Origin of the sequence: Allobaculum sp., from assembly GCF_047010065.1 — a bacterium.
Lineage (GTDB): Bacteria > Bacillota_I > Bacilli_A > Erysipelotrichales > Erysipelotrichaceae > Allobaculum > Allobaculum fili.
Genome location: NZ_JBKXLD010000035.1, coordinates 1 through 21,039, shown reverse-complemented (window position 1 = coordinate 21,039; position 21,039 = coordinate 1). Strand labels below are relative to the sequence as shown.

Here is a 21,039-nt window from a genome sequence, read left to right as displayed (position 1 = left end):
GCCATATTCATGCCCATAAAGCCGTTTACGGCTCCATTGGCATTGGCTGCAGCGTTTTGCATCGCATTGTTCTGCGCATTGACCATGGAACCGAACGCCATCTGGGAGTTGGAGAGCGTGCGCGCATTTTCCAGCTGCATGACGCGTTCCAGATCTGCTGGGGCAACTTCCGGGTTCAGAGCGACTTTCACGAGTTCAATGCCGCGTTTGTCGAGCCATTCCTTACCGAGCGCTTCGTTGAGCGCGTTGGCAAGATCGGTATCGTGAACGTAAATATCCTGATAGCCATTTACGCAGGCAGGCGCAATGCGGGTCAGCGCACCGGAAATTTTCGGCATCATTTCCACGCGCAGCTGTTCAGTAATTTCTTCCTTACGGTATTTTTTCGACGGATCCATCAGCAGATTTTCATAGAACGCTGCCGGGTTGGAAATCCGGAATGTATAGTAGCCATGAACGCCTAAAAGAAGACGTGTACCGAGATATGTATCGATAAAGGGTACTTTGCCGACACCAACCGGGTTTTCGGTGATTTCCTTCAGGTTGATATACACCAGCTGCATGCGGTTTGGAGACTGGCCGCCGTACTGGAAACGGCTCTTCACCAGATTCCAGACATTTTTCCATTCGCGGGTTCCGCCGTTTAATAAGGACGGCTCACGGGACGTATCGTAAATATACTGACCGGTCATTTTTTCATCGTCCGCAATGACGAAATCATGAACCTGACCATTTTCAATGAGCAGTGCGGCCTGGTTGATTCCAACGTTAAAGACGGAGCCGTCAGTTAAGACGTTTGGCGTGCCTTTTTTTCCTTTTGCCGTTGCGGGAACGGCCAGGACATCGTTGTTTAATCCTTCCGCAAATAATACTTCTTTGGGCTGATCCGCATACGCTGAAGCGGCTGCGTCAATTCCCCATCTGAGAATTCCCATTCTGTTTCCTCCATAAGGAATCCGGTTCACGTTCAGTCCAGTTCAGACGAAAGGAACACAGGATTTTCGATATTTGTACTATAGCACGGATCAACATTTCAAAAGACGGCTGTAAAGAAGCTTAATAGAGGATTCAGGATTCGTTAAGAAACAAAACCAGAAGACAAAAGCATCCGTATCTGTGGATTCTTATTTCTTCCGGTTTTACTGCTGCATATGCATCAGGAGCGCAGACTTTCCGTCTGTTCAAAGGACGGCAGCTGCCTCTGCAGCGTCTGGGCAATCTTTTTTCTTCGGGCCGCCTTGCGTTTTCGTTTGGCCCGGTTTGCGCCAAGAACGGCTTCCATCTTCTCTTCCATCTTGCGGCGGACCAGACGAACCATCCGCTTAGCATTGCGGTCGCTTTCGTATTCTTCTACGGCCTGCTGCCATTCGTCCAGATCCTCCTGTATGAAGACCAAAGGCGGATAGCCGTTTTGCATCAGATCGTAGCAGAGAAGCAGCTGCGCAACACTTTTGTCGGCATTTTCAAAGGGATGAATCGCCAGAAACTCGAGATAAAAGCGCGTAGCCCGTTCAATAGGATGCATTTCCTTTTTCCAGCGCGAGTTCAGATTGAGCAGTTCACTGAGTTTGGGTTCGATCAGATCGAGGGATATGGAACGATCGGCACCCGCACAGATGCGGACATGCACTTTCCGATACTTTCCGCGCGAAAAGGAATGATTGAGATCGGCCAGCGAATGGACCGCGCGAATCATGTTCTGGCTGAGCGTTTTCTTTTCCTTCAGACAGCTGAACAAATAAATCCAGGCATCGTGAACGCCTCGAACGTCGAGATGTTCGGCAAGGGAAAAACCTGGTTCGACCTGACCGTCGACCATATGCGAAGCCTGTTCAAAACTGAGATCCGCTCCCTGCTGGGCGCAGATGGAACTGGCAAATTCACAAATAAAGTTTTTCCTGCCGACCGCCTGGGTCAGAGGATCTTCCTGCGGAAGTTCCTTAACCAGCTTCTTGAGCAGATCGAGCCGGGTAAAGTCGTTGTATTTACGCTCTTTAGCCGCTTTATTGCGGCTTACCCTCTCATCTTTAGGCTTTTCTGCGTTTTCCGGAATCAGATAGCGCCTTCCCTGCTGCAGCATTCCGCGGATTCGGCCATTGGAACAGAGATAGCGCACGCGGCGATCGGAGATGTCCCATTTTCTTGATGCCTGCTGTACCGTCATATATTTCATCGGCATCAGCCCTTCCTAATCGGCAATACCATTATACTTTTCGGATGATAAAACCAAACGATGCCTGCCCAATGATCGATGTCAGAATTTACGCTTGAAATCGAATTTCACAATCGATCTCTGAAAATCCAGATGTCTGTATTTTGCCGGATCAGCAAAGCGGGCTCGATAATCCGCCTCACTCTGGCGCAGAGAGAACGGTTTTGGACAGGGAGATTCTTCCTTAAAAAAATCCGTCCCCTTTGGGCAAGAGATATGGAGAACGAGAAGAAGTTTGTTATCGTGGGCAGGCGTACTTCTGGACACGCATTGCATTTTGATTGCGTTTCCGTCATAATCCTGAAAACATTTACAGTTTCTGGAAAGACGCGGGATTGTCGTTTTCAAGTGTGATAAACTTTCAAATATTGTGAACAGCCTGTCAAAATCTTCGGACATTTGTCCCTTTGCACAGCCTGTTCCTTTTCATTAGGACAGGAGAAAAATTATGAAAAAAACCAACCTGCTTTTATCGGCTCTGGTCGCCGGTTCCCTGCTTGCCGGCTGCTCCGGCAATTCGAATGCTGGTGAGAGCGCAAAAGCTTCCAGCCAGAGCGGAAGCGACGCTTCGGCGAAAACGTTTACGGTAGGCTTCGACGCCGAATTCCCGCCATACGGCTATAAAGACGAGAACGGCGAATACACCGGATTTGATCTGGAACTGGCCGAAGCGGTCGCTGAAATGGAAGGCTGGACGCTCGTAAAACAGCCGATTGACTGGGATTCCAAGGATATGGAACTTTCCAACGGCACGATCGACTGCATCTGGAACGGCTTCACCATGGACGGACGTGAAGACGATTACACCTTCAGCGATCCGTATATTGATAACTCGCAAGTATTCGTCGTACCGGCAGACTCCGATATTCAAAGCGCGGCCGATCTGGCCGGCAAAAACGTCGGCGTACAGAAAGACTCTTCCGCGCTTGCGGCTTTGGAAAGCGAAGATAACGCCGATCTGGCAAGTTCCTTCGCCAACCTGACGCAGTACGGCGACTACAACACCGCCTTCATGGATCTTGAAGCCGGAGGAATTGACGCGGTTGCCCTCGATGTCGGCGTCGCGGATTACCAGATCGCCAACCGTGGAGACGGTGCATTCCGCAAGCTGGATGAGCCGCTGGCTTCCGAAGTGTACGCCATCGGCTTCCTGAAAGGAAATACCGATCTGCGTGACACAGTACAGGCCGATGTCTACACGCTGTATGACGAAGGCAAGGTTCAGGAAATTGCCGAGAAATACGGTCTGACGGACTTCCTTGTCATTGAGGATTATAAGAAATAAGGCTTTGCGATGGACTGGTATACATTTCTGGAAATCGGCAAAAGCCTTCTGGTCACCATTGAAATCTTCGCGCTGACCCTGATCTTTTCCTTGCCGCTTGGCATGATTGTGGCTTTTGGCCGAATGTCCAAAAACAAAATTATAAGTACAATTACCCGCATCTACATTTCCATTATGCGCGGCACCCCGCTGATGCTGCAGCTGATCGTCGTGTATTTTGGCCCGTACTATCTGTTCCGTATGAAAGTCGGCGCGGACTATCGCTTTATTGCCGTCATTATCGCGTTCTCGATCAATTACGCTGCCTACTTTGCGGAAATTTATCGAAGCGGTCTGCAGGCCCTTCCCAAAGGCCAGGAAGAAGCCGCGAAAGTCCTTGGCTATTCGAGAACCCAGACGTTCTTTCATATCCTGCTGCCGCAGCTGATCAAGCAGGTCATGCCGGCGATTACCAACGAAATCATCACGCTCGTTAAGGATACGTCTCTGGCCTTCGTCATTGCGGTAGCGGAAATGTTTACAATGGCCAAACAGCTTGCCGCAGCGCAGGCGACGATTATGCCGCTGATGATTGCCGGTCTGTACTACTACGTGTTCAACCTGATCGTCAGCTTTGTCTGTGAGCGGATTGAAAAGCATTACGCCTATTACCGGGTATAGAAAGGAGCGCTTTTATGAATTCGAATGAAAACGCCTCGATGCCCGTACTGAAAATTTCGCATCTTTCCAAATCGTTTGGCGAAAACGAAGTGCTCAAGGACGTTTCGCTTCAGGTCATGCCCGGCGAAATCGTCTCGATTATCGGACCGTCCGGATCCGGCAAATCCACCCTGCTTCGCTGCTCCACGCTGTTAGAGACGATGGACCACGGTTCCCTTTATTACGGCAGCGATCCCGTCTGCAAAGCTCAGGGCACAGAAAACGGACCTTCCCAGTATGTCGATAAAAAGACGCTGGCAAGGCTCCACCGGTATTTCGGACTCCTCTTTCAGAACTTCAATCTGTTCCCGCATTACACCGTCTTAAAGAACATTACGGATCCCCAGACGCGCGTGCTCAAGACGCCAAAAGACCAGGCGAAACAGACGGCTCTGGATCTGCTGGCGCAGTTTGGTCTGGCCGATAAAGCCGATGCCTATCCCTGCCAGCTTTCCGGCGGGCAGCAGCAGCGCGTAGGCGTTGCCCGTGCTCTGGCGATGAAGCCGGAAATTCTCTTTCTGGATGAACCGACTTCCGCACTGGACCCGGAGCTGACTGGCGAAGTGCTGAAAGTTTTAAAACAGCTGGCCAGCGAACACATCACAATGGTCATTGTCACCCACGAACTTGGCTTTGCCAGAGAAGTTTCCGATCGCATCATTTTTCTGGAACACGGCGTGATTCTCGAAGAAGGAACGCCCGAAGAGCTGTTCTCTTCATCCAAAACCCGCATACAGGAATTTATCGGCAAGCTTTCTTCTTAAGCGGCAAGCCGGCTGTATTCCCTGGATAAAGTAAAAAAGCGCGATCTGCGTTGAAGGCATTTCCTTCTTGTGCAGATCCGCTTTTTCTTCGCATAAAATCTAAATCTGGTCAGGCTGTTTAGAAAATTTCATCTTCCTCTGGCGCAGGCATCGTTTTTGCCAGCGATGGATATTCCTCGCGAAGCTCGCGCATGGTAAACAGTCTGCATCCATGCAAAAGCGATCTAGGAATATGGCAATAGCCGCCGGGATTGCGACCGAGATAATTCTGGTGTTCCTCTTCTGCCGGGCAGAAGTTATTGAGCGGTTCTACCTCAATCTGAATGGGTTTGGAATAATGCCTCTGCAAGTCTTCCAGCATGCCCTTCGCGATTGCCGCTTCCTTTGGATCGTTCGTATAAATGCCGGTACGGTAGTTGATGCCGATATCGTTTCCCTGCCGGTTCAGACTGACCGGATCGACAATGGAAAAATAGGAAGCCAGAATCTGAGGCAGCTCAATACAGTCCGGGTATTCAATGCGAATGCCTTCGGTATGTCCGCTTCCCTCGCAGACATCCCGGTAGATTGGATGTTCTCCAGGACCGTTTACATACCCGACTTGCGTGTGCAGCGGGCGAAACTGGCGAAAGAAGGCTTCTACGCCCCAGAAACAGCCTCCGGCCAAAACGATAGAATGCATGATAAATATTCCTCTTTTCCAGCAGGCGATCTAAATACCGAAATCTTTTTGCCTCGATACGTAAACGGATCGGGGCAGATACGTTCGTATCTAACGGTCAAAAATTTCTTTCCAAATCGCCTTCTGATGGTGTTCTATGATGTTTTTCCACTTCTTATTATACTAGTTGGTTGATATTATCATCCTTTAACACTTTTTCACCGATGGGTCGCCCATTCAAAGAAAATTTACATTTACCATACAGGCTTGCGCAGACAAAGAAAAACCGGGATTAGTCCTCCCGGTTGTTGCAGCGATTTTTCAGTGTCTGACTGGGTTTGAATTTAGGAAGTTTGGTCGCTGGGATTTCCATACGTTCCTTCGTAACTGGGTTGATGCCCATTCGTTTCTTGCGATCAAAAATAACGAATTTTCCAAAGCCGGTAATTTCAACGGTTCCTTCGGAAATCAGAGCCTCCGACATTTCTTCAAAAAGCAGGTTCACGATCTCCGCAGAGTCTTTTTTCTTCAGGTTGAATGCAGAAGAAAGGCTGTCTGTAAGAGAATCCTTGTTTACGTACTTAGGCATGAATTAAAACTCCTTCTTTAAATCTCTAAGCATAAGATCACAGGCACAGTTTTTCGGTTCCTTGCCTTCGAAAAGGATCTGGTAGACCTCTTCGCAGATCGGCATGTCAATTCCGGTTTCTGCGGCGATATCATGAACGACTTTTGCAGTACGAATGCCTTCGGTCGTTTTCTTGTTCGTCTGAAGAAAATGTGTGACGTCATTTTCTTTGCCGATCTGAAGACCGGCCTGGAAGTTGCGGGAATTGATAGAGGAACAGGTAACGATCAGATCGCCGATGCCGGTCAGACCAACAAACGTTTCTGGACGGCCGCCAAAGCGCGTGCCAAAGCGGATCATTTCCTGCAGGCCGCGGGTAATGAGCGCTGCACGGGTATTGTCCTTGTACCCGAGACCGGCAATGATGCCCGAGGCGATCGCCATGACGTTTTTAACGGCGGCGCCAAGTTCGCTGCCGATTTCATCGTCGCCAGTATAAATACGCAGATACTGGTTGGAAAACAGCAGCTGAACGGCTTTCGCGTCGTCTTCCTTCAGGCTGACCGCATCAATGCTGGTCAGCTGACGCTCAATGACTTCTTCCGCGTGGGAAGGTCCAATCAGAGAAACGACCGAGGAAAGACGGTCCGCCGGCATGACGCGCCGGATGACCTGGCTCATGCGCTCATCGCTTCCCGGGTTGAAGCCCTTGGAAACATTGACCGCAATGACGGGTTTCGTTACATGCTCTGCGGCTTTTGAAGCAACCGATTCAATGGCTGCAGTCGGTACCGCAAAGAGGACGACGTCCGCGTCGTTTAAAACGTTCCAGTCCTTTGTGGCGTGAAGGGCCGGATTGAGATCGACGTCCCTGAAGTATTTCGAGTTTTTATGGTTTTGGTTAATGTCCTGAATTTCGGCATCGTCGACGCCGATCAGTTCGACAGGCTGATGGTTGTCACAGAGAACCTGAGCCAGCGCTGTGCCCCAGCTTCCGCTGCCAATCACAACAGTTTTCATTTTTATCTCTTCCTTGCGTGAATTCGAATCGGGGTTCCGATAAATCCGAAAGCCTCACGGAGCTTGTTTTCCAGGTATCTCTTGTACGAGAAATGGAACAGTTCCGGTTCGTTGACGAATATCAGAATCGTCGGAGGCGATACAGAAACCTGCGAAGCGTAGTAAATCCGCAGCTGCTTGCCGTTATGCGGTTTTGGCGGGTTCATCATCTGGGCGTCCATAATAACGTCGTTCAGTACGTTAGTCGGAACGCGCATCGTGCAGGCATCATGGACCTGATCGATCAGCGGGAGCAGCGTATTGACGCGGGCTCCGGTTTTCGCGGAGACAAACGCAATCGGCGCGTAGGAAAGATACTTGAACTCTTCGCGGATCTTTTTCGAGATTTCGTTCATCGTTCTTTCGTCTTTTTCTACGGTATCCCACTTGTTGTAGACGATGATGACGCCTTTTCCTTCATCATGGGCCAGTCCGGCGACGTGCTTATCCTGATCGCGGATTCCTTTTTCTCCGTCAATCAGAAACAGGACGACATCGGCGCGCTCAATCGCGGAAACGGCACGGAGAACGGAATACTTCTCGATGTTCTCCCAGACTTTTCCGCGCTTGCGCATGCCTGCGGTGTCGATAATGACATAGTCGCGGCCCTCGTAGCGAAACGGCGTATCGACGGCATCGCGCGTTGTGCCTTCCACATTGGAGACGATGGCGCGGTCTTCTTTGAGAATCGCGTTGACGAGCGAGCTTTTGCCGACGTTTGGACGGCCGATGACACAGAAGGTCGTCATGCCGTCGTAGACTTTCAGTTTTTTATCCGGCAGGTATTTTACAATTTCATCGAGGACTTCGGCAACTCCGGTTCCATGTTCAGCGGACATGGGAATCGGATCGGAAAGACCGAGCGTATAGAAATCGTAAATCGACATGCGCAGGTTTTCATTATCGGCTTTATTTACCGCTAAAACAACCGGTTTCTTCGATTTCTGCAGCTTGCGGGCAATGGCGATATCGTCATCGGTAACGCCTTCGATGGCGTTGACCAGAAACAGAATGACATCTGCTTCTTCAATCGCGATATCGACCTGCATGCCGATCTCATCCGCAAACGCCTGATCTTCCAGCTGGATCCCGCCGGTATCAATTAAATAAAACGGCTGTGTCAGCCACTCCGCCTGTCCATAAATGCGGTCACGGGTAACGCCCGGCGTATCATCGACAATCGACTTGCGCTCGCCGATGATGCGGTTGAAGACGGTAGACTTGCCGACGTTTGGCCGGCCGACTACAGCCACTGTACCTTTCATCATAAAAAACACTTCTTTCTGTCTGCCTGGCAGACTTTATGCATTCATTATGCGTGAGCCTCTGCTTTTTGCGCAGAGAGTGCCTGATTAATCCATTCGCAGACAACGTCTACGGTTTCCTGGAAATTCAGGCTGCTGGAATCAAGAACACGCGCGTCTTTGGAAACGCGAAGCGGGGCTTCCTTGCGGTTTTTATCGCGCGCGTCGCGCTCGATGATGGCCGCCAGCACCTCTTCGTACGGCTCTTCAATTCCCTTTTCTTCATTTTGAAGCATACGCCGCTTTGCACGGGCTTCCGGCGCAGCGTCCAGATAGATTTTGACGTCCGCATCGGGCAGCACGACATCGCAGATGTCGCGTCCGTCCAGAATATAGCCTTTGGAACGGGCGATTTCCTGCTGCAGGGCCACCAGCCGTATTCGAACTTCCGGCAGTGCGGAATAAATCGATGCCAGACGGCTGACTTCGGGCGTACGTATGATCTGGGAGACATTTTCACCGTTGACGGAAATGCTCTGATCGGCCGGATTCACTTTCAGATCGATGGAACTAAGCGCGTCTTCGAGTTCTTTCGAGCTTTTCGGCTCCATCTGCATCGCGTGCAGCTTCCAGGCCAGAGCCCGGTACATGGCTCCGGTATCGAGATGGATCAGATCATAGATCCGGGCGATTTCATCGGCAACAGAGGATTTGCCGGCTCCGCTTGGCCCATCGAGGGCCACATTGAATTTTTGCATCAGCTATTCAATCCAGAACGCTTTTTACGTCTGGATCTCCTCCTTTAAAATCTAGAAAATACCGAGTTTGGACATCCAGAAAATCGTAAGAATAATCAGAATGACGAGAAGGATGACACAGACGATCATGAAAATGGCTGCGCCTTTGGAAACAGGCTGATCTTCCTGATCGTAAACGGAAGCGCGAGGACGGGAATATTCTTCACTTTCGTCTTCTTCATCCTGCGTATGCAGTTCCGGCTTTTTTGCTCTGGCTTTGCGGGCGTGTTTTTTGCGGTGTGTCGGACGCTTTTCTTCGACTTCGTCTTCTGCATCGAGATCGTCATAGTCTTCATCAAAGAGGCGATCCTGATCGTCGTAGGAAAATTCGGAGCGTTTAGCAGGGGCGGCGATAATGACATCCTCTTCGACGAGAGCGTCGTCATCAAAGGCGCCAGGCACCTCTTCTTCCTCATCGATTTCGACATATTCGTCTTCATCGTCTCTGGATTTTCTGCGGGACTTAAAGAACGGTTTTCTTTTGCGCCGGCTTTTAGGCTTCTCTTCGTATTCTTCTTCGAATGCTTCTGTCGTTTCCTCCTCTGGTTCGGATTCGGGTTTTGCGAAGAAGTCATCGCGGGCAGAATGCTTTTTTGAAGCGGACTCGAGTACGCTTAAATCCACTTCAATTTCGCGCTCTACTGGCTCTTGATCTTCCTTGGCGGCTGCTTTTTGGGCCGCTTCTTCTTTCTGGCTCTTGCTTCTGGCAGCCAGATCCATGAGATCGGAGCTGTAGAGATTGAGCGTCGTGGAACCTGGAGCGGCGGTTTCCATCTCTTCAAGATGACGGTTTCGCTTATCCGCTTCGGGGTTTCGGTCGCTGTTAATGGTATGCAGAATCTGCATTTGTGTATCGTCACTGACAAGATCGCCGTTGGAGAGGTTGTACTGTTTTACTTCTCCAAGCAGATCTTCAAGAACAGGGTTTGTCGATTGTGCACGACTGTTTACCGGAGCCGCTTTGGCACGGCTTTCGCTTTTGACATCCGGTGCGGCCAGGCGAACGGTCTTTTCATTTTTTTGCGCACTTGGCGCGGAAGTTTTCGCTTCGCCATTCTGGTCGCTGATCGTCTGACGCAGATCCTGGTAACGGTCTTTACGGGACAGTCTGGTCATTCATTTCCTCCTTAAGCACGGTTTTCATTATAACAAATTCATAGCAAAATAATTAAAACAAGCCTTTAAATAAAGGCAAAAAACCAAAAAGAAAAGCCGCGGTATGCGGCTTGGAAGAAGACTAGTTTTTCGCGCGTCCGGAATATTTTCCGTCTGCAGTCGAAACAACGATCATTTCGCCTTCGTTGATGAACAGAGGAACTTTCAGCTCAAGGCCGGTTTCCAGTTTTGCATTTTTCTGCGCAGCACTGGTGGTATCGCCTTTTACAGCTGGTTCACATTCAACAACCTGGAGAGTTGCTTTGTCCGGAAGAGAAACACCGATGATTTCGCCTTCGTAGCTGGTTACGTTTACGTTATCGTTTGGCTTAACAAATTTGCGTTCCCATTCCAGGCGAACTGTCGGGATCTCAATCTGTTCGTAAGTTTCGTTATCCATGAAAACCATGGCATCGTCTGTATCGTACAGGTACTGCATTTCGCGCTTGTCGATCATGGCAGGCTCTACTTTTTCACCGCCGCCCCAGGAAAGCTCTACGTTGCTTCCTGTACGCAGGTTGCGGACTTTGGCTTTGACAACCATTGCAGAACGGGCTGTCTTATTCTGAAGGGTGTCCAGAACTACGAAGATATCATCTCCAACGCGAATTGTCTGTCCTGGTTTTAAATCGTTCGAACTGATCATGTCGGTTATGGCTCCTTTGTGATTGAATTTCGGTTTTATTTTAAAGAATTCCTGCCCCTTGTCAACTTTGCATCCTGCCTGCATGAATTTGATTGGCAAATATTTGAATTGCCGATAGACAAAGGCGATTCGTTTCTCCTGCGCTTTTTCGTCTCTTTCACAAGGCAGAAAACGGGTTTAATACCAAACCGGTTCATCCGTTCAGTAAAGCAAGACTGGATCAGTAAAAATCATGCACCCGTATTTGTGCTGCGACAAAAGATACAAAAGAATCGGGAAGAAAACGTGAAAACAGACAGAAGCGTCTGTCCGCAAAAAATCCGGACAGGCCTTCTGCCTGCAGTTTGAATCGTTTAAAGCAGAATCGGGAAAACTCAGGCGTCTTTGAGCAGCGCCTTGTCGATGGCTGCGGCGGCTTTCTTGCCGGCACCCATCGCGGAAATAACCGTAGCGGCACCCGTAACGGCATCCCCGCCGGCGTAAATGCCTTCGCGGGTCGTCATTTCGTTTTCGTCAACGATCAGACAGCCCTTGCGGTTGGTTTCCAGACCTTCGGTCGTCGAGCGGATCAGCGGGTTTGGCGAAGTACCGATCGCCATGATCATGCAGTCGGCATCGATCATGAAGCTGCTTCCTTCTTTGGCAATCGGGCGTCTTCTTCCGGAAGCGTCCGGTTCGCCGAGTTCCATTTCGATGCATTCCACCGCATTCACGCAGCCGTTTTCATCGCCGTGGACGGCAACCGGGTTGTTGAGCAGTTTGAAGATGATTCCCTCTTCCATGGCGTGTTCAACTTCTTCCTTACGGGCCGGCAGTTCTTCGAGCGAACGGCGGTAGACGATGTACACTTCGCTGCCAAGACGTCTTGCGCAGCGCGCCGCATCCATGGCGACGTTTCCGCCGCCGACAACGACCGTCTTTTTCGGATGCTGGATCGGGGTCGGCGAATCTTCACGGTACGCTTTCATTAAATTGAAGCGGGTCAGAAATTCATTGGCGGAGAATACGCCCTTGAGCTCTTCACCGGGCAGATTCATGAAGTTAGGCAGACCGGCGCCGGAGCCGACAAAGACGGCTTCATAGCCTTCGTTCATCAGCTCTTCGATCGTTTCGGAGCGGCCGACTACGAAGTTGGTCACAAATTCAACGCCGAGATCTTTCAGCTTGGAAATTTCGTGCTGAACGATGGCTTTGGGCAGACGGAATTCCGGAATCCCGTACATGAGTACGCCGCCCGGCGTATGCAGGGCTTCAAATACGGTAACTTCATAGCCCATGCCGGCCAGATCGCCGGCTGCGGAAAGTCCGGCTGGACCGGCACCGACCACTGCAACTTTATGACCGTTTGGCTGCGGTTTTTCCGGCTTGCCTTCGCCTTTTTCGCGCATATAGTCGGCAACAAAGCGCTCGAGGCGGCCGATGGCCACCGGTTCGCCTTTAATGCCGCGTACGCATTTGGATTCGCACTGCGACTCCTGCGGGCAGACACGGCCGCAGATGGCCGGCAGCGAGCTGGTCAGCGAAATGATGCGATAAGCGCCTTCAAAATCGCCTTCGGCAACTTTCGCGATAAAGTCCGGAATATGAATATTGACCGGGCAGCCGCCGATGCAGGGCTTGTGCTTGCAGTTGAGGCAGCGCTTGGCTTCTTCGATTGCCGTTTCCGGCGTATAGCCTAAAGCGACTTCTTCGACGTTGGTAATACGGATATCCGGTTCCTGAACGGGCATCGGATGCTTGTTCATCTGCATGTTCGGCATGTTCAGTCCCCCTCCTTCCTGTTCAGAAGCCGGCAGGCTTCTTCATAGTCGTGATGCTCTTTTTCCTTATAGGCACCATTGCGGCTCATCGCCGAATCAAAGTCGACTTTATGTCCGTCAAAATCTGGACCGTCGACGCAGGCAAAACGCATCTGGCCATCGACAACGAGGCGGCAGCCGCCGCACATGCCGGTACCGTCGATCATGATGGGGTTCATGGAGACAACGGTAGGAATGTCATATTCCTTGGTCAGAGCGCAGACAAATTTCATCATGATCAGCGGTCCGATCGCGATGACTTTATCGATTTTCTGTCCGTTTTCGATCAGCTCTTTCAGTTTGGCGGTAACCAGACCTTTTTCGCCAACCGAACCGTCGTCGCTCATCAGATAGTACGTATCCGAAACGGCTTTGAACTCATCTTCGAGAATGACAAGATCCTTATTGCGGAAGCCGACGATCGTTGTGACGTTTTTACCGGCATCGTGGAATGCCTTGGCCGTCGGCAGAGCGATTGCGCAGCCGACACCGCCGCCGATGATCACGACGTTTTCGCCTTCAATTTCCGAAGGACGGCCTAATGGACCGGCAAAGTCCGCGAGTTCATCGCCTTCTTCCAAAGCCATGAGCTTTCTTGTGGAGGCGCCGACCACCTGATAGATGATCGTTACCGTTCCCTTTTCGGGATCGGCGGCAGCGATGGTAAACGGAACGCGTTCACCGTCCTGGTCTGCACGAAGAATAATGAACTGACCGGCTTTCGCGTGCCGGGCAGCGTGAGGCGCATCGACCGTAATCTGAACGACGGTCGGATTGAGCACCTTCTTTTCCAGAATTTTGTACATAATCTTTTCCCTTCGCTAATGTGGTCTAATTATAAGCAAATTGTGTTTTCTCTTCTACACAGGCTCTTCAAAACGAAGCCGCGCAGGCTCTTTTTTCATGAAAATTCATGAAAACTTTTGATCCATCCAGACGGTTCGCGTACGCCCGTCGGATTTTCTCACACAAAAAAGATAAGCCTGTGCCCAGTCGGGCGCTTTACCAGATCCAATGCCGCATTTACCGCGTTCTTTCGCTGGACAAAGCCATCAAAAACAGAGTCTTTCGGTTGAAATGGCGAAAAGCCGCAGCAATCGAATCGGCAAAGTACCCGGAAACGACCTATACGTTCCCGTCAGATTTTCTGATCCAGATCGGCCAGTTCAAAATAGGTCGGAACAAATCCAGGGGGCATATCCATTTCGTAGTTGCGATCGCCCAGAAAATCGAGGAACGCCTGTTCGTCTTCCGGGCTGCCTGGATGAGCCAGACAGGTTTCGAAAAGATCAATGGTCCGCAAAGCTTTCTGCAGCGCGGTTTCCATCAGATCAAAGACCGATGCCGTGGTCGCTTCTCCGGATACCGGATGGCGCCATGGACTGTGCAGCAGATTGCATATGTCGACATTGTCTTCGTAATGGGCCGGAATGGAAAAGCCGGTCATCAGAAACTCCAGACGCGTCATTTTTTCCAGCGGGCGCAGCAGCTTTTTCTTAAGATCTTTCGGATCCCGGAAATGGTGTTCAATGCGCCGCCAGTCTTTCAGTACCTCCAGAAAGCTCGAAGGCGCAACGTGTTCGCCATAAATTTCGGCAATCGCCGGAACGTAAATCCGCGCCATGGCGCGTGCGGTCTGCGGCGATGTGGAAAAGCATTCCTTCGAAAAGTCATAGTCGGCAATCGTGAGATTTTTCCGGTATTTGAGCATGGCCGCGTCCAGCATCGATTCAAACTGATGGTGGCGCCAGGAACTGTCGCCTTTGCAGTTGCCTGTTTTCGAATAAATCAGCGGATGCATCGTGGAATCGAGCGCCCAGTGGCAAAGATGGCCGCACACGTAGACGATCAGATCGTCCTGAATGTCCTTGTTTTTTTCGTTTTCAATCGAATGCAGCGCGCTTAAGTAAAAGTCATTGACGTGCTCGTTATGAAAGAGTCTGCCGTATTTGCGGATATCGGAAGGCTTGAGAATATCGTAAAAAGGATCGCTGTGATGAAAAAACAGAAAATCCGGTCCCTGGCTTCCTGTCAGAAACATCTTTCGCTTCGCGTTACACAAAGGATTGTTCAAGCGTTCGAGCACATCGTCCGCAAACAGGGCATGCGTAATCAGATTTGGCATTCTTCTTCCTCCAGTTTCTGTTTCAGGCCATCGGCCAGTTTCTTTTCGGCCAGCGTATCGAGCGAGCAGTATTCGCTGATATCTCTGGCCAGCTGCAGCTGCTGCAATCCGCGTTCATTTTGTGCCTGGCGGTATACGTTGACCGCCTGTACGCCGTTGGATACGTCCAGATCGTGATAGCTGACATCCTGGGCAAAGAGCGGCAGCAGCGTTTTCAGAGAACTGTGCGAACGCTGAGCAAGATTATAAAAGCAGCCGCTTTCAAAGGGCAGCGCAAGATCGATCATCCGCTCGCAGACCGATTCCAGCTGTTCTCGATACTCTGGAAACTGCTCGGCCAGCTGACGCAGACGCAGCTTTTCCGCGCCTTCCATATTGAAGACAAGAATGCTTCCCGTCTTTGGCAGATCGCGCAGCAGCGATCGAATAAACGCTTCCCGGCAGTCTCCCGTTTCAAAAAAGGCAGTATGGCTTAGCTTTCCCTCTCTGGTCTCGACATGCAAAGAATACTGAAAGCACAGCACATCAAACGGCCGCATGCCGGCATAGGGGGAGAGAACGTACGTGTCCCATTCAAAATCCAGATAGGAAAGCGGAAACGTCAGTTTGGAAAACCATTCTTCCACCCCGCCCGCATCCAGAAAATAGCCTTTTGGATTTCTGGCCGCCATGATCTGCGCGTACTGAAAAGGACTGCCCTCGACCGCTTCACCCGGAACCTGATCGAGCGTAACAATGCCTTTTTCCATCATCTGGCCGGCAGCAGCGCAGGAAGAAAGAAGTGCGACGGAATCATTTGGCAGCGTTCTCTTCTGATAGCACTCTTCATAAAAGGGACAGTGGGCGCTCGAACAAAGTTTGGTTTTGCGTACGGCGATTTCATCGAGTGAAAGATCAAGCGCCTGATCCAGCGCTTCTGCCGCCAGATTGAGAAACTTGCCGAAAGGTTCTTTCTGTTCGAGATCTCGAACCATTTCAATGGCTGTCGGCTTGCGAAATCCCCCGCGCGGTTTGCGCAGATGATCGTAGACGGTAAAAATCTCGTCCGCTTTTAAATCTGGATCGCTGATCAGATCGCTGCGCAGACAGATGAAGCGAATGGACGACACATCGATTCCATTGGCCGCCAGAACGGCACAGTCCGCGTACAGCCGATGCAGCATCGTATCTTTTGGGTTTGTTCCATACACGGGATACCAGACGATCCAGAGCGGCTTACCCTGTTCGATGGAGCCTTCCCGATCAAATTCCAGAACTGGAATCGTCGTGCAAATGCCCCGGCTTTCAAAGCGAAGATTTCGCGCCTTGTCGTGATGTCGCAAAATATCAAAGGAACGCTCGCTTGAATCTCCCTTTTGTCCACAGGGGAGTGGATCGTTTTCAAAAAGCTCTTCCAGGCGGCGGCGAAATTCGTGACCGTCGGGCAGTGCAAAATCATCGACTGCCCCATTCTGATGCCGTATTAAAACTACCTTGCGCAGACAGTTCAGGGCGCCTGCCGCTTCATTGGTGTGAATCATTCGTCGTTTCTCGCTCATAGGCACCATCTCCTCATTTCCTCTTGCCTGATGCGGGTGGACTGGAATGAAAGCGAAGCATTCCGTCCTTGTCCAAACGTATGCGAACGGCGGGCGGTCTGGTCAGGCAAAAGGACCCTCTTCTGACTATCATACTCAAAAATAAATCAGGCGGATACACGTCCGCCTGATCGAGAAATAAACAGCAGTAAAAATTCAGCGGGAAAAGTTTGCTTAATCCCTGTAAAGATCCAGGATGGAAGCAAGCTTGTCCGTATATTCCTTAGCCAGCCATTTGGGGGCCAGCAAAATCACATCGTTTCCAAAACGGAACAGATTGCGTTCGATATGCGCCGGATCGTCGCAGAAGAAAGAATAGGTCACCCAGCCTTCGCGCTGTTCGCCGATTTTTGCAAAGCTCTGGCCCCAGCGAATTTCTTCAAAGAAGCGGCACTGTTCCTTGCGCACTTCAATCAGATAAATTTCCTTGTCGGCGCGTGTAAGGGCAGAAGTACCCAGATAATCCTTGAGCTTGAAATCTGCCTGCCGTTCGAATGTCGTATCGAGAAGTTCGAGCTTTAAAAGGCGCGCCGGCAAAATCCGAAACGTTCGGACAGCCTGACGATAATGGTCAAAGCCGACAAAGTACCAGTTGCCGTCCGAGCAGACGACATCGTACGGATCAACGACACGACGGATGGGATCCTTGCTTTCGCGGGAATGGTACAGAATCGAGATCTGCTGGCGACGGAACACCGCTTTGCGGATCCGGCTTAAATCGTCCTTTGCGGATTCAGAGAAATCGTTAATCCGGCTCGGGGTAAAGTAAATCGGCTTTTCCGGATCGCTGACCGGGTTGGACGCGATAATTTCATCAAGCAGTTCCGCACCCTTGGCCGCATACGGCTGATTGGGCGTGGACAGCAGACTGTCTCGGATCGTGGTCAGAATATCGATCGATTCATCGTTATATAAAGGCAGAGGCAGGACGGCTCCGCCTTCAAGCTCATAGCCGCCTCCGGCACCGCGTACCGTTTTAATGGTATAGCCGGCTTGTTCCAGTTCTTTTTTGTATTCACGAATGTTTCTTGGATTGGTCTCGAGAAGCTCTGCAAGTTCAGAGGTACAGACCGTCTGTCGGCTTTTCAAGATCATAAGCATTCGGATGCAGCGGGCAGTTCGGTTCATTCTGTTTCCTCCTCATTCTGTTTTTCCAAAGTTGCATCAGCCGCGCACCTTGGCGGCTGGCTTTGTCTGGCGTTCAGAATCTTGTGTTCTGAATTCCGTATTTTACACGTTTGATCGCAGGTGTCGACTCTATGGCTTTTTTCTGTGCATCTCATTTTGCTCAAATCCATGAAATGATCCTTAAAGAAGAACAGAACACTCAAAACGGTTTTCTTTTCAAACGTTCTTCTTTTTGCATATTCGTCAAAAAAGCGAAAGAAGAACGTCAGGTTTTCAGCGAAAATCCGTTTAAAAAAACGCCTGGATCCGACAGGTAAGCATACCGTCCGAAAAGCAGATTCGTAAACTTTTTCCAAAAAAGAAACTGCTTTTCACTTAATTTCAGTATATCGAACTCCTTAGGATTTCAACTAGTTTCCGAACGAATTTTCGCGTTCTTTTTACGCAAGTTAACAAATTTCTTCTTTTTAAAGTGCGTAAAAAGTAACATCTTCGTCAAGTTGTCCATAAATAACACGCATAAGCAAAAGATAGGACTAGACTTTGTGTATAATACGTGCACAAATAGTGACAACAAAAGCATTTACAGGATTCGCAGAATATATGGCTGTTTTAAGCGATTATGTAAGGGCTTGATGAGGTTTGGAAACCCGCTCATTTTTCTCTCATTTTGCTTTTTCGGGTTCCGCCAATTCTTCTGTTATTTTCAAGGCGTAAAATTGGCAGGTAATTATTTTTTTGCAGGAGGATCTGCCTATGAAATACATTTTCGTTACCGGGGGCGTCGTATCCGGGCTTGGCAAAGGCATCAGCGCTGCCTCGATCGGACGCCTTCTTAAAGCACGCGGCTTCAAGGTCACGGCGCAGAAACTGGATCCTTATATTAATGTGGACCCGGGCACGATGTCGCCGTTCCAGCATGGCGAAGTGTTCGTCACCGACGACGGCCTCGAAGCCGACCTCGATCTCGGGCATTATGAACGCTTTATCGATGAAAACCTTCACCAGTACTCCAATCTGACGACTGGAAAAGTGTACTGGAATGTGCTTAACAAAGAGCGCGAAGGCAAATACCTCGGACAGACGGTTCAGGTCATTCCGCACATTACCGACGAAATCAAAAACTTCGTCATGCAGGCGGGACGTTATGCGGATGCCGATGTCATCATTACCGAAATCGGCGGTACGATCGGCGACATTGAATCCCAGCCGTTTCTCGAATCGATTCGACAGGTCGCAGCCGAAGCCGGACGAAACAACTGTCTGTTCGTTCACGTCACCTACATTCCCTATATTTCGGGAAGCAAGGAATTCAAGTCCAAGCCGACCCAGCATTCTGTCAAGGAACTGATGAGCTTTGGCATTCACCCCGATCTCATCATTGCCCGTTGCGATGAATCGATTCCCTCTTCGGTTCTAGACAAGATTTCCCTTTTCTGCAACGTCGAACCCGAGTCGGTCTTCGAAAACCGCACGCTCGATTCTCTGTATGAAGTGCCATTGATGCTGGAAGAGCAGCATATTGCAGACGTCATCTGCAAAAAGCTCGGTCTCGAAAACCGAACGCCGGATCTGGAAAACTGGAAAGCCATGGTCGATTCCATTCACAAAGCCGATCAGGAAGTCACGATCGGTCTTGTCGGGAAATACGTCGCCCTGCATGACGCGTATCTTTCTGTTGCGGAAGCGCTCCATCACGGCGCCTTCAAAAACGGAGTCCGCCTGAACATCAAATGGATCGATTCCGAACATCTCGACAATTTTGACGAAGTTTTCTCGGATGTCGACGGCATTATCGTTCCCGGCGGCTTTGGCGGCCGCGGCATTGAAGGCATGATTGCTGCGGCGGGCTATGCCAGAGAGCATAAGATTCCTTACCTGGGCATTTGTCTGGGCATGCAGATCGCAGCCATTTCCTTTGCCCGGGACGTCCTCGGACTCGAGCAGGCGAATTCCTTTGAATTTGATGAAAACACGCCCGATGCGATTATCGATTTCATGGCCGATCAGTCCAATGACATTCGCAAAGGCGGAACGATGCGGCTTGGCGCCTATCCGTGCTACATCCATGACGGTACCCGCCTGCATGATCTGTATCAGGCGGACCGTACGAGCGAAAGACACCGTCATCGCTATGAATTCAACAATCTCTACCGCAGCCGCTTTGAAGAAAACAAAATGACGATCGCCGGAACGAGTCCGGACAATTCTCTGGTAGAAGCCATCGAGTATACCGATCATCCATTTTATATCGGCGTGCAGTACCATCCCGAATTCAAATCCCGCCCTACCCGCGTACATCCGCTCTTTGACGGACTGATTCAGGCCGCTGTGAAAAACGCCAGAATGAAATCCGAAGAGCAGGAACAGGAGTAGGAACAGGGGTAAGAGCAAGCGTAAGAATAATTGTAATTTCAGCCGTCTTTGTGACGGCTTTTTCTCTGTCTTCCAATAGGATCCAGAAAGCCCCTCCGTATGTCCGGTATTCGATGACGCTGTAAACGCATGTGATTTTCAGGCCAGTCCGCATCGTATACAGAATGTACCCGCAGGGTGAATCCAGACGGACGCCGCTTTTTGCCGTCACTGCCGGAACACTCGCATACCGTATGCAAAGTGAGGTTGATTTTCGCGAATTTCTTTGCATTTCCTGTTCAAAACGTTACTTTTCCGGTCACGGTTCTTGTTTTTTTCGCCGGATGAACATTATGGTGATAAAATTAAATTCATTTTTTACGAATCAATTTGTTCGCCTTTTTCATTTCATTTGTTATAATCACGATTGAATTCCGGCAGATGATGTCCTTTTTGGGCAATCGTTTGTGAAAAATCGGATTAACGACGGCTGTATGCCGTCTGGAGGACAGACAAATGAACAAAAAAGCATTTGCGGCTCTCACCGCTGCGACTCTCCTTTTCGCAGGCTGCACATCTGGAAGTGCAAACAGCTCCAGCGCAGCCGGTGAAACCAGCAACACCGCTTACGTAGACCACGACGGTCAGGACGTATCCGCAACCGTTACGAAGAAAGACGGAAAAATCACGGGCGTAACCATCGACGAAACCACCGAAGATGGAAAAACAAAAAAAGAACTCGGTGCCGAGTACGGCATGAAGAGTGCTTCCGGCATCGGCAAGGAATGGAACGAACAGGTTGAATTCCTTGAAAAATACATCGTTGAAAACGGACCAGAAGCCGTTAAACTCGATGCAGACGGCTACGCAGAAGACGAAGACGTGAAAAGCGGATGCACCATTAACCTTTCCGCCATCATGGAAGCCGTTGACGAAGCAGCAGCGAAGTAATTCACTCAAATGCC

At 50.2% G+C, this 21,039-nt stretch carries 20 protein-coding genes; 6 read left to right on the top strand and 14 right to left on the bottom strand.

Going from position 1 to position 21,039, the window contains the following annotated elements:
- Together ACLUYS_RS04695 and ACLUYS_RS04690 are read right to left on the bottom strand one after the other, a co-directional pair.
- A partial coding sequence (locus ACLUYS_RS04695) for an SPFH domain-containing protein (protein ID WP_412659256.1) occupies positions 1 to 935 on the bottom strand: 935 nt, incomplete at its 3' end.
- A 221-nt stretch (positions 936 to 1,156) separates the two neighbouring features.
- Positions 1,157 to 2,179, bottom strand: coding sequence for a helix-turn-helix domain-containing protein (locus ACLUYS_RS04690; RefSeq protein WP_412659254.1), 1,023 nt, complete (start codon positions 2,177 to 2,179; stop codon positions 1,157 to 1,159).
- A 481-nt stretch (positions 2,180 to 2,660) separates the two neighbouring features.
- On the opposite strand from ACLUYS_RS04690, the gene ACLUYS_RS04685 reads away from it, so the two are divergent.
- Genes ACLUYS_RS04685 through ACLUYS_RS04675 form a run of 3 tightly spaced genes read left to right on the top strand, consistent with a single transcriptional unit; the run spans position 2,661 to position 4,960 of the window.
- Entirely contained in the window at positions 2,661 to 3,497 is an 837-nt protein-coding gene (locus ACLUYS_RS04685; RefSeq protein ID WP_230267032.1) for an amino acid ABC transporter substrate-binding protein, read from the top strand.
- A 9-nt stretch (positions 3,498 to 3,506) separates the two neighbouring features.
- Positions 3,507 to 4,157 carry an amino acid ABC transporter permease gene (locus ACLUYS_RS04680; RefSeq protein ID WP_230267031.1) on the top strand — a complete coding sequence of 217 codons (651 nt, stop codon included), beginning with the start codon at positions 3,507 to 3,509 and terminating at the stop codon, positions 4,155 to 4,157.
- 14 nt (positions 4,158 to 4,171) lie between these two features.
- Positions 4,172 to 4,960 carry an amino acid ABC transporter ATP-binding protein gene (locus tag ACLUYS_RS04675; protein WP_412659253.1) on the top strand — a complete coding sequence of 263 codons (789 nt, stop codon included), beginning with the start codon at positions 4,172 to 4,174 and terminating at the stop codon, positions 4,958 to 4,960.
- A gap of 118 nt (positions 4,961 to 5,078) precedes the next feature.
- Here the strand turns inward: ACLUYS_RS04675 and msrA are convergent, their stop codons facing one another.
- The 12 genes from msrA to ACLUYS_RS04615 all read right to left on the bottom strand — a co-directional run bounded on the left by msrA (position 5,079) and on the right by ACLUYS_RS04615 (position 17,719).
- Complete coding sequence (gene msrA / locus ACLUYS_RS04670) at positions 5,079 to 5,642, bottom strand: peptide-methionine (S)-S-oxide reductase MsrA (protein WP_230267030.1); 564 nt, start codon at positions 5,640 to 5,642, stop codon at positions 5,079 to 5,081.
- 271 nt (positions 5,643 to 5,913) lie between these two features.
- Entirely contained in the window at positions 5,914 to 6,210 is a 297-nt protein-coding gene (locus ACLUYS_RS04665; RefSeq protein ID WP_230267029.1) for an HU family DNA-binding protein, read from the bottom strand.
- 3 nt (positions 6,211 to 6,213) lie between these two features.
- Positions 6,214 to 7,209, bottom strand: a complete 996-nt coding sequence (locus ACLUYS_RS04660; RefSeq protein ID WP_230267028.1) for an NAD(P)H-dependent glycerol-3-phosphate dehydrogenase — start codon at positions 7,207 to 7,209, stop codon at positions 6,214 to 6,216.
- Positions 7,210 to 7,211: 2 nt separating this feature from the next.
- The gene (der, locus tag ACLUYS_RS04655) at positions 7,212 to 8,516 is read right to left on the bottom strand and encodes a ribosome biogenesis GTPase Der (protein WP_412659250.1); all 1,305 of its coding nucleotides are present in this window, start codon (positions 8,514 to 8,516) and stop codon (positions 7,212 to 7,214) included.
- 44 nt (positions 8,517 to 8,560) lie between these two features.
- Complete coding sequence (gene cmk, locus ACLUYS_RS04650; RefSeq protein ID WP_230267026.1) at positions 8,561 to 9,250, bottom strand: (d)CMP kinase; 690 nt, start codon at positions 9,248 to 9,250, stop codon at positions 8,561 to 8,563.
- Positions 9,251 to 9,301: 51 nt separating this feature from the next.
- Entirely contained in the window at positions 9,302 to 10,405 is a 1,104-nt protein-coding gene (locus ACLUYS_RS04645) for a hypothetical protein (RefSeq protein ID WP_412659249.1), read from the bottom strand.
- A gap of 121 nt (positions 10,406 to 10,526) precedes the next feature.
- Positions 10,527 to 11,090, bottom strand: coding sequence for an elongation factor P (gene efp / locus ACLUYS_RS04640; protein WP_230267024.1), 564 nt, complete (start codon positions 11,088 to 11,090; stop codon positions 10,527 to 10,529).
- A 374-nt stretch (positions 11,091 to 11,464) separates the two neighbouring features.
- Positions 11,465 to 12,850 (bottom strand): NADPH-dependent glutamate synthase, encoded by a 1,386-nt coding sequence (gene gltA / locus ACLUYS_RS04635; RefSeq protein ID WP_230267023.1) that lies wholly within the window; start codon positions 12,848 to 12,850, stop codon positions 11,465 to 11,467.
- Between the two features lie 2 nt (positions 12,851 to 12,852).
- Positions 12,853 to 13,695, bottom strand: a complete 843-nt coding sequence (locus tag ACLUYS_RS04630; protein WP_230267022.1) for a sulfide/dihydroorotate dehydrogenase-like FAD/NAD-binding protein — start codon at positions 13,693 to 13,695, stop codon at positions 12,853 to 12,855.
- A gap of 332 nt (positions 13,696 to 14,027) precedes the next feature.
- On the bottom strand, positions 14,028 to 15,014 hold the full coding sequence (locus ACLUYS_RS04625; protein WP_412659247.1) for a zinc dependent phospholipase C family protein: 987 nt from the start codon (positions 15,012 to 15,014) through the stop codon (positions 14,028 to 14,030).
- Positions 15,002 to 16,552, bottom strand: a complete 1,551-nt coding sequence (locus ACLUYS_RS04620) for a DUF2779 domain-containing protein (protein WP_230267020.1) — start codon at positions 16,550 to 16,552, stop codon at positions 15,002 to 15,004. Before ACLUYS_RS04620 ends, ACLUYS_RS04625 begins: the two co-directional genes overlap by 13 nt.
- Positions 16,553 to 16,765: 213 nt before the next feature.
- A complete protein-coding gene (locus ACLUYS_RS04615) occupies positions 16,766 to 17,719 on the bottom strand; it encodes a helix-turn-helix transcriptional regulator (RefSeq protein WP_412659246.1) in 954 nt (317 codons plus the stop codon).
- 131 nt (positions 17,720 to 17,850) lie between these two features.
- Between ACLUYS_RS04615 and ACLUYS_RS04610 the strand changes: the two genes are divergently transcribed.
- The 3 genes from ACLUYS_RS04610 to ACLUYS_RS04600 all read left to right on the top strand — a co-directional run bounded on the left by ACLUYS_RS04610 (position 17,851) and on the right by ACLUYS_RS04600 (position 21,025).
- Positions 17,851 to 18,036 carry a hypothetical protein gene (locus ACLUYS_RS04610; RefSeq protein WP_230267018.1) on the top strand — a complete coding sequence of 62 codons (186 nt, stop codon included), beginning with the start codon at positions 17,851 to 17,853 and terminating at the stop codon, positions 18,034 to 18,036.
- Positions 18,037 to 18,475: 439 nt separating this feature from the next.
- Positions 18,476 to 20,095 carry a CTP synthase gene (locus ACLUYS_RS04605; RefSeq protein ID WP_412659244.1) on the top strand — a complete coding sequence of 540 codons (1,620 nt, stop codon included), beginning with the start codon at positions 18,476 to 18,478 and terminating at the stop codon, positions 20,093 to 20,095.
- Between the two features lie 495 nt (positions 20,096 to 20,590).
- On the top strand, positions 20,591 to 21,025 hold the full coding sequence (locus ACLUYS_RS04600) for an FMN-binding protein (protein ID WP_230267016.1): 435 nt from the start codon (positions 20,591 to 20,593) through the stop codon (positions 21,023 to 21,025).
- Positions 21,026 to 21,039: the final 14 nt, after the last annotated feature.

Excerpts from the sequence above, each read along its gene's own strand:
- ACLUYS_RS04690 (WP_412659254.1), bottom strand. The coding sequence starts at position 2,179 with ATGCCGATGAAATATATGACGGTACAGCAGGCATCAAGAAAATGGGAC.
- ACLUYS_RS04685 (WP_230267032.1), top strand. The coding sequence starts at position 2,661 with ATGAAAAAAACCAACCTGCTTTTATCGGCTCTGGTCGCCGGTTCCCTG.
- ACLUYS_RS04680 (WP_230267031.1), top strand. The coding sequence starts at position 3,507 with ATGGACTGGTATACATTTCTGGAAATCGGCAAAAGCCTTCTGGTCACC.
- ACLUYS_RS04675 (WP_412659253.1), top strand. The coding sequence starts at position 4,172 with ATGAATTCGAATGAAAACGCCTCGATGCCCGTACTGAAAATTTCGCAT.
- msrA (WP_230267030.1), bottom strand. The coding sequence starts at position 5,642 with ATGCATTCTATCGTTTTGGCCGGAGGCTGTTTCTGGGGCGTAGAAGCC.
- ACLUYS_RS04665 (WP_230267029.1), bottom strand. The coding sequence starts at position 6,210 with ATGCCTAAGTACGTAAACAAGGATTCTCTTACAGACAGCCTTTCTTCT.
- ACLUYS_RS04660 (WP_230267028.1), bottom strand. The coding sequence starts at position 7,209 with ATGAAAACTGTTGTGATTGGCAGCGGAAGCTGGGGCACAGCGCTGGCT.
- der (WP_412659250.1), bottom strand. The coding sequence starts at position 8,516 with ATGATGAAAGGTACAGTGGCTGTAGTCGGCCGGCCAAACGTCGGCAAG.
- cmk (WP_230267026.1), bottom strand. The coding sequence starts at position 9,250 with ATGCAAAAATTCAATGTGGCCCTCGATGGGCCAAGCGGAGCCGGCAAA.
- ACLUYS_RS04645 (WP_412659249.1), bottom strand. The coding sequence starts at position 10,405 with ATGACCAGACTGTCCCGTAAAGACCGTTACCAGGATCTGCGTCAGACG.
- efp (WP_230267024.1), bottom strand. The coding sequence starts at position 11,090 with ATGATCAGTTCGAACGATTTAAAACCAGGACAGACAATTCGCGTTGGA.
- gltA (WP_230267023.1), bottom strand. The coding sequence starts at position 12,850 with ATGCCGAACATGCAGATGAACAAGCATCCGATGCCCGTTCAGGAACCG.
- ACLUYS_RS04630 (WP_230267022.1), bottom strand. The coding sequence starts at position 13,695 with ATGTACAAAATTCTGGAAAAGAAGGTGCTCAATCCGACCGTCGTTCAG.
- ACLUYS_RS04625 (WP_412659247.1), bottom strand. The coding sequence starts at position 15,014 with ATGCCAAATCTGATTACGCATGCCCTGTTTGCGGACGATGTGCTCGAA.
- ACLUYS_RS04620 (WP_230267020.1), bottom strand. The coding sequence starts at position 16,552 with ATGAGCGAGAAACGACGAATGATTCACACCAATGAAGCGGCAGGCGCC.
- ACLUYS_RS04615 (WP_412659246.1), bottom strand. The coding sequence starts at position 17,719 with ATGAACCGAACTGCCCGCTGCATCCGAATGCTTATGATCTTGAAAAGC.
- ACLUYS_RS04610 (WP_230267018.1), top strand. The coding sequence starts at position 17,851 with ATGGCTTTTTTCTGTGCATCTCATTTTGCTCAAATCCATGAAATGATC.
- ACLUYS_RS04605 (WP_412659244.1), top strand. The coding sequence starts at position 18,476 with ATGAAATACATTTTCGTTACCGGGGGCGTCGTATCCGGGCTTGGCAAA.
- ACLUYS_RS04600 (WP_230267016.1), top strand. The coding sequence starts at position 20,591 with ATGAACAAAAAAGCATTTGCGGCTCTCACCGCTGCGACTCTCCTTTTC.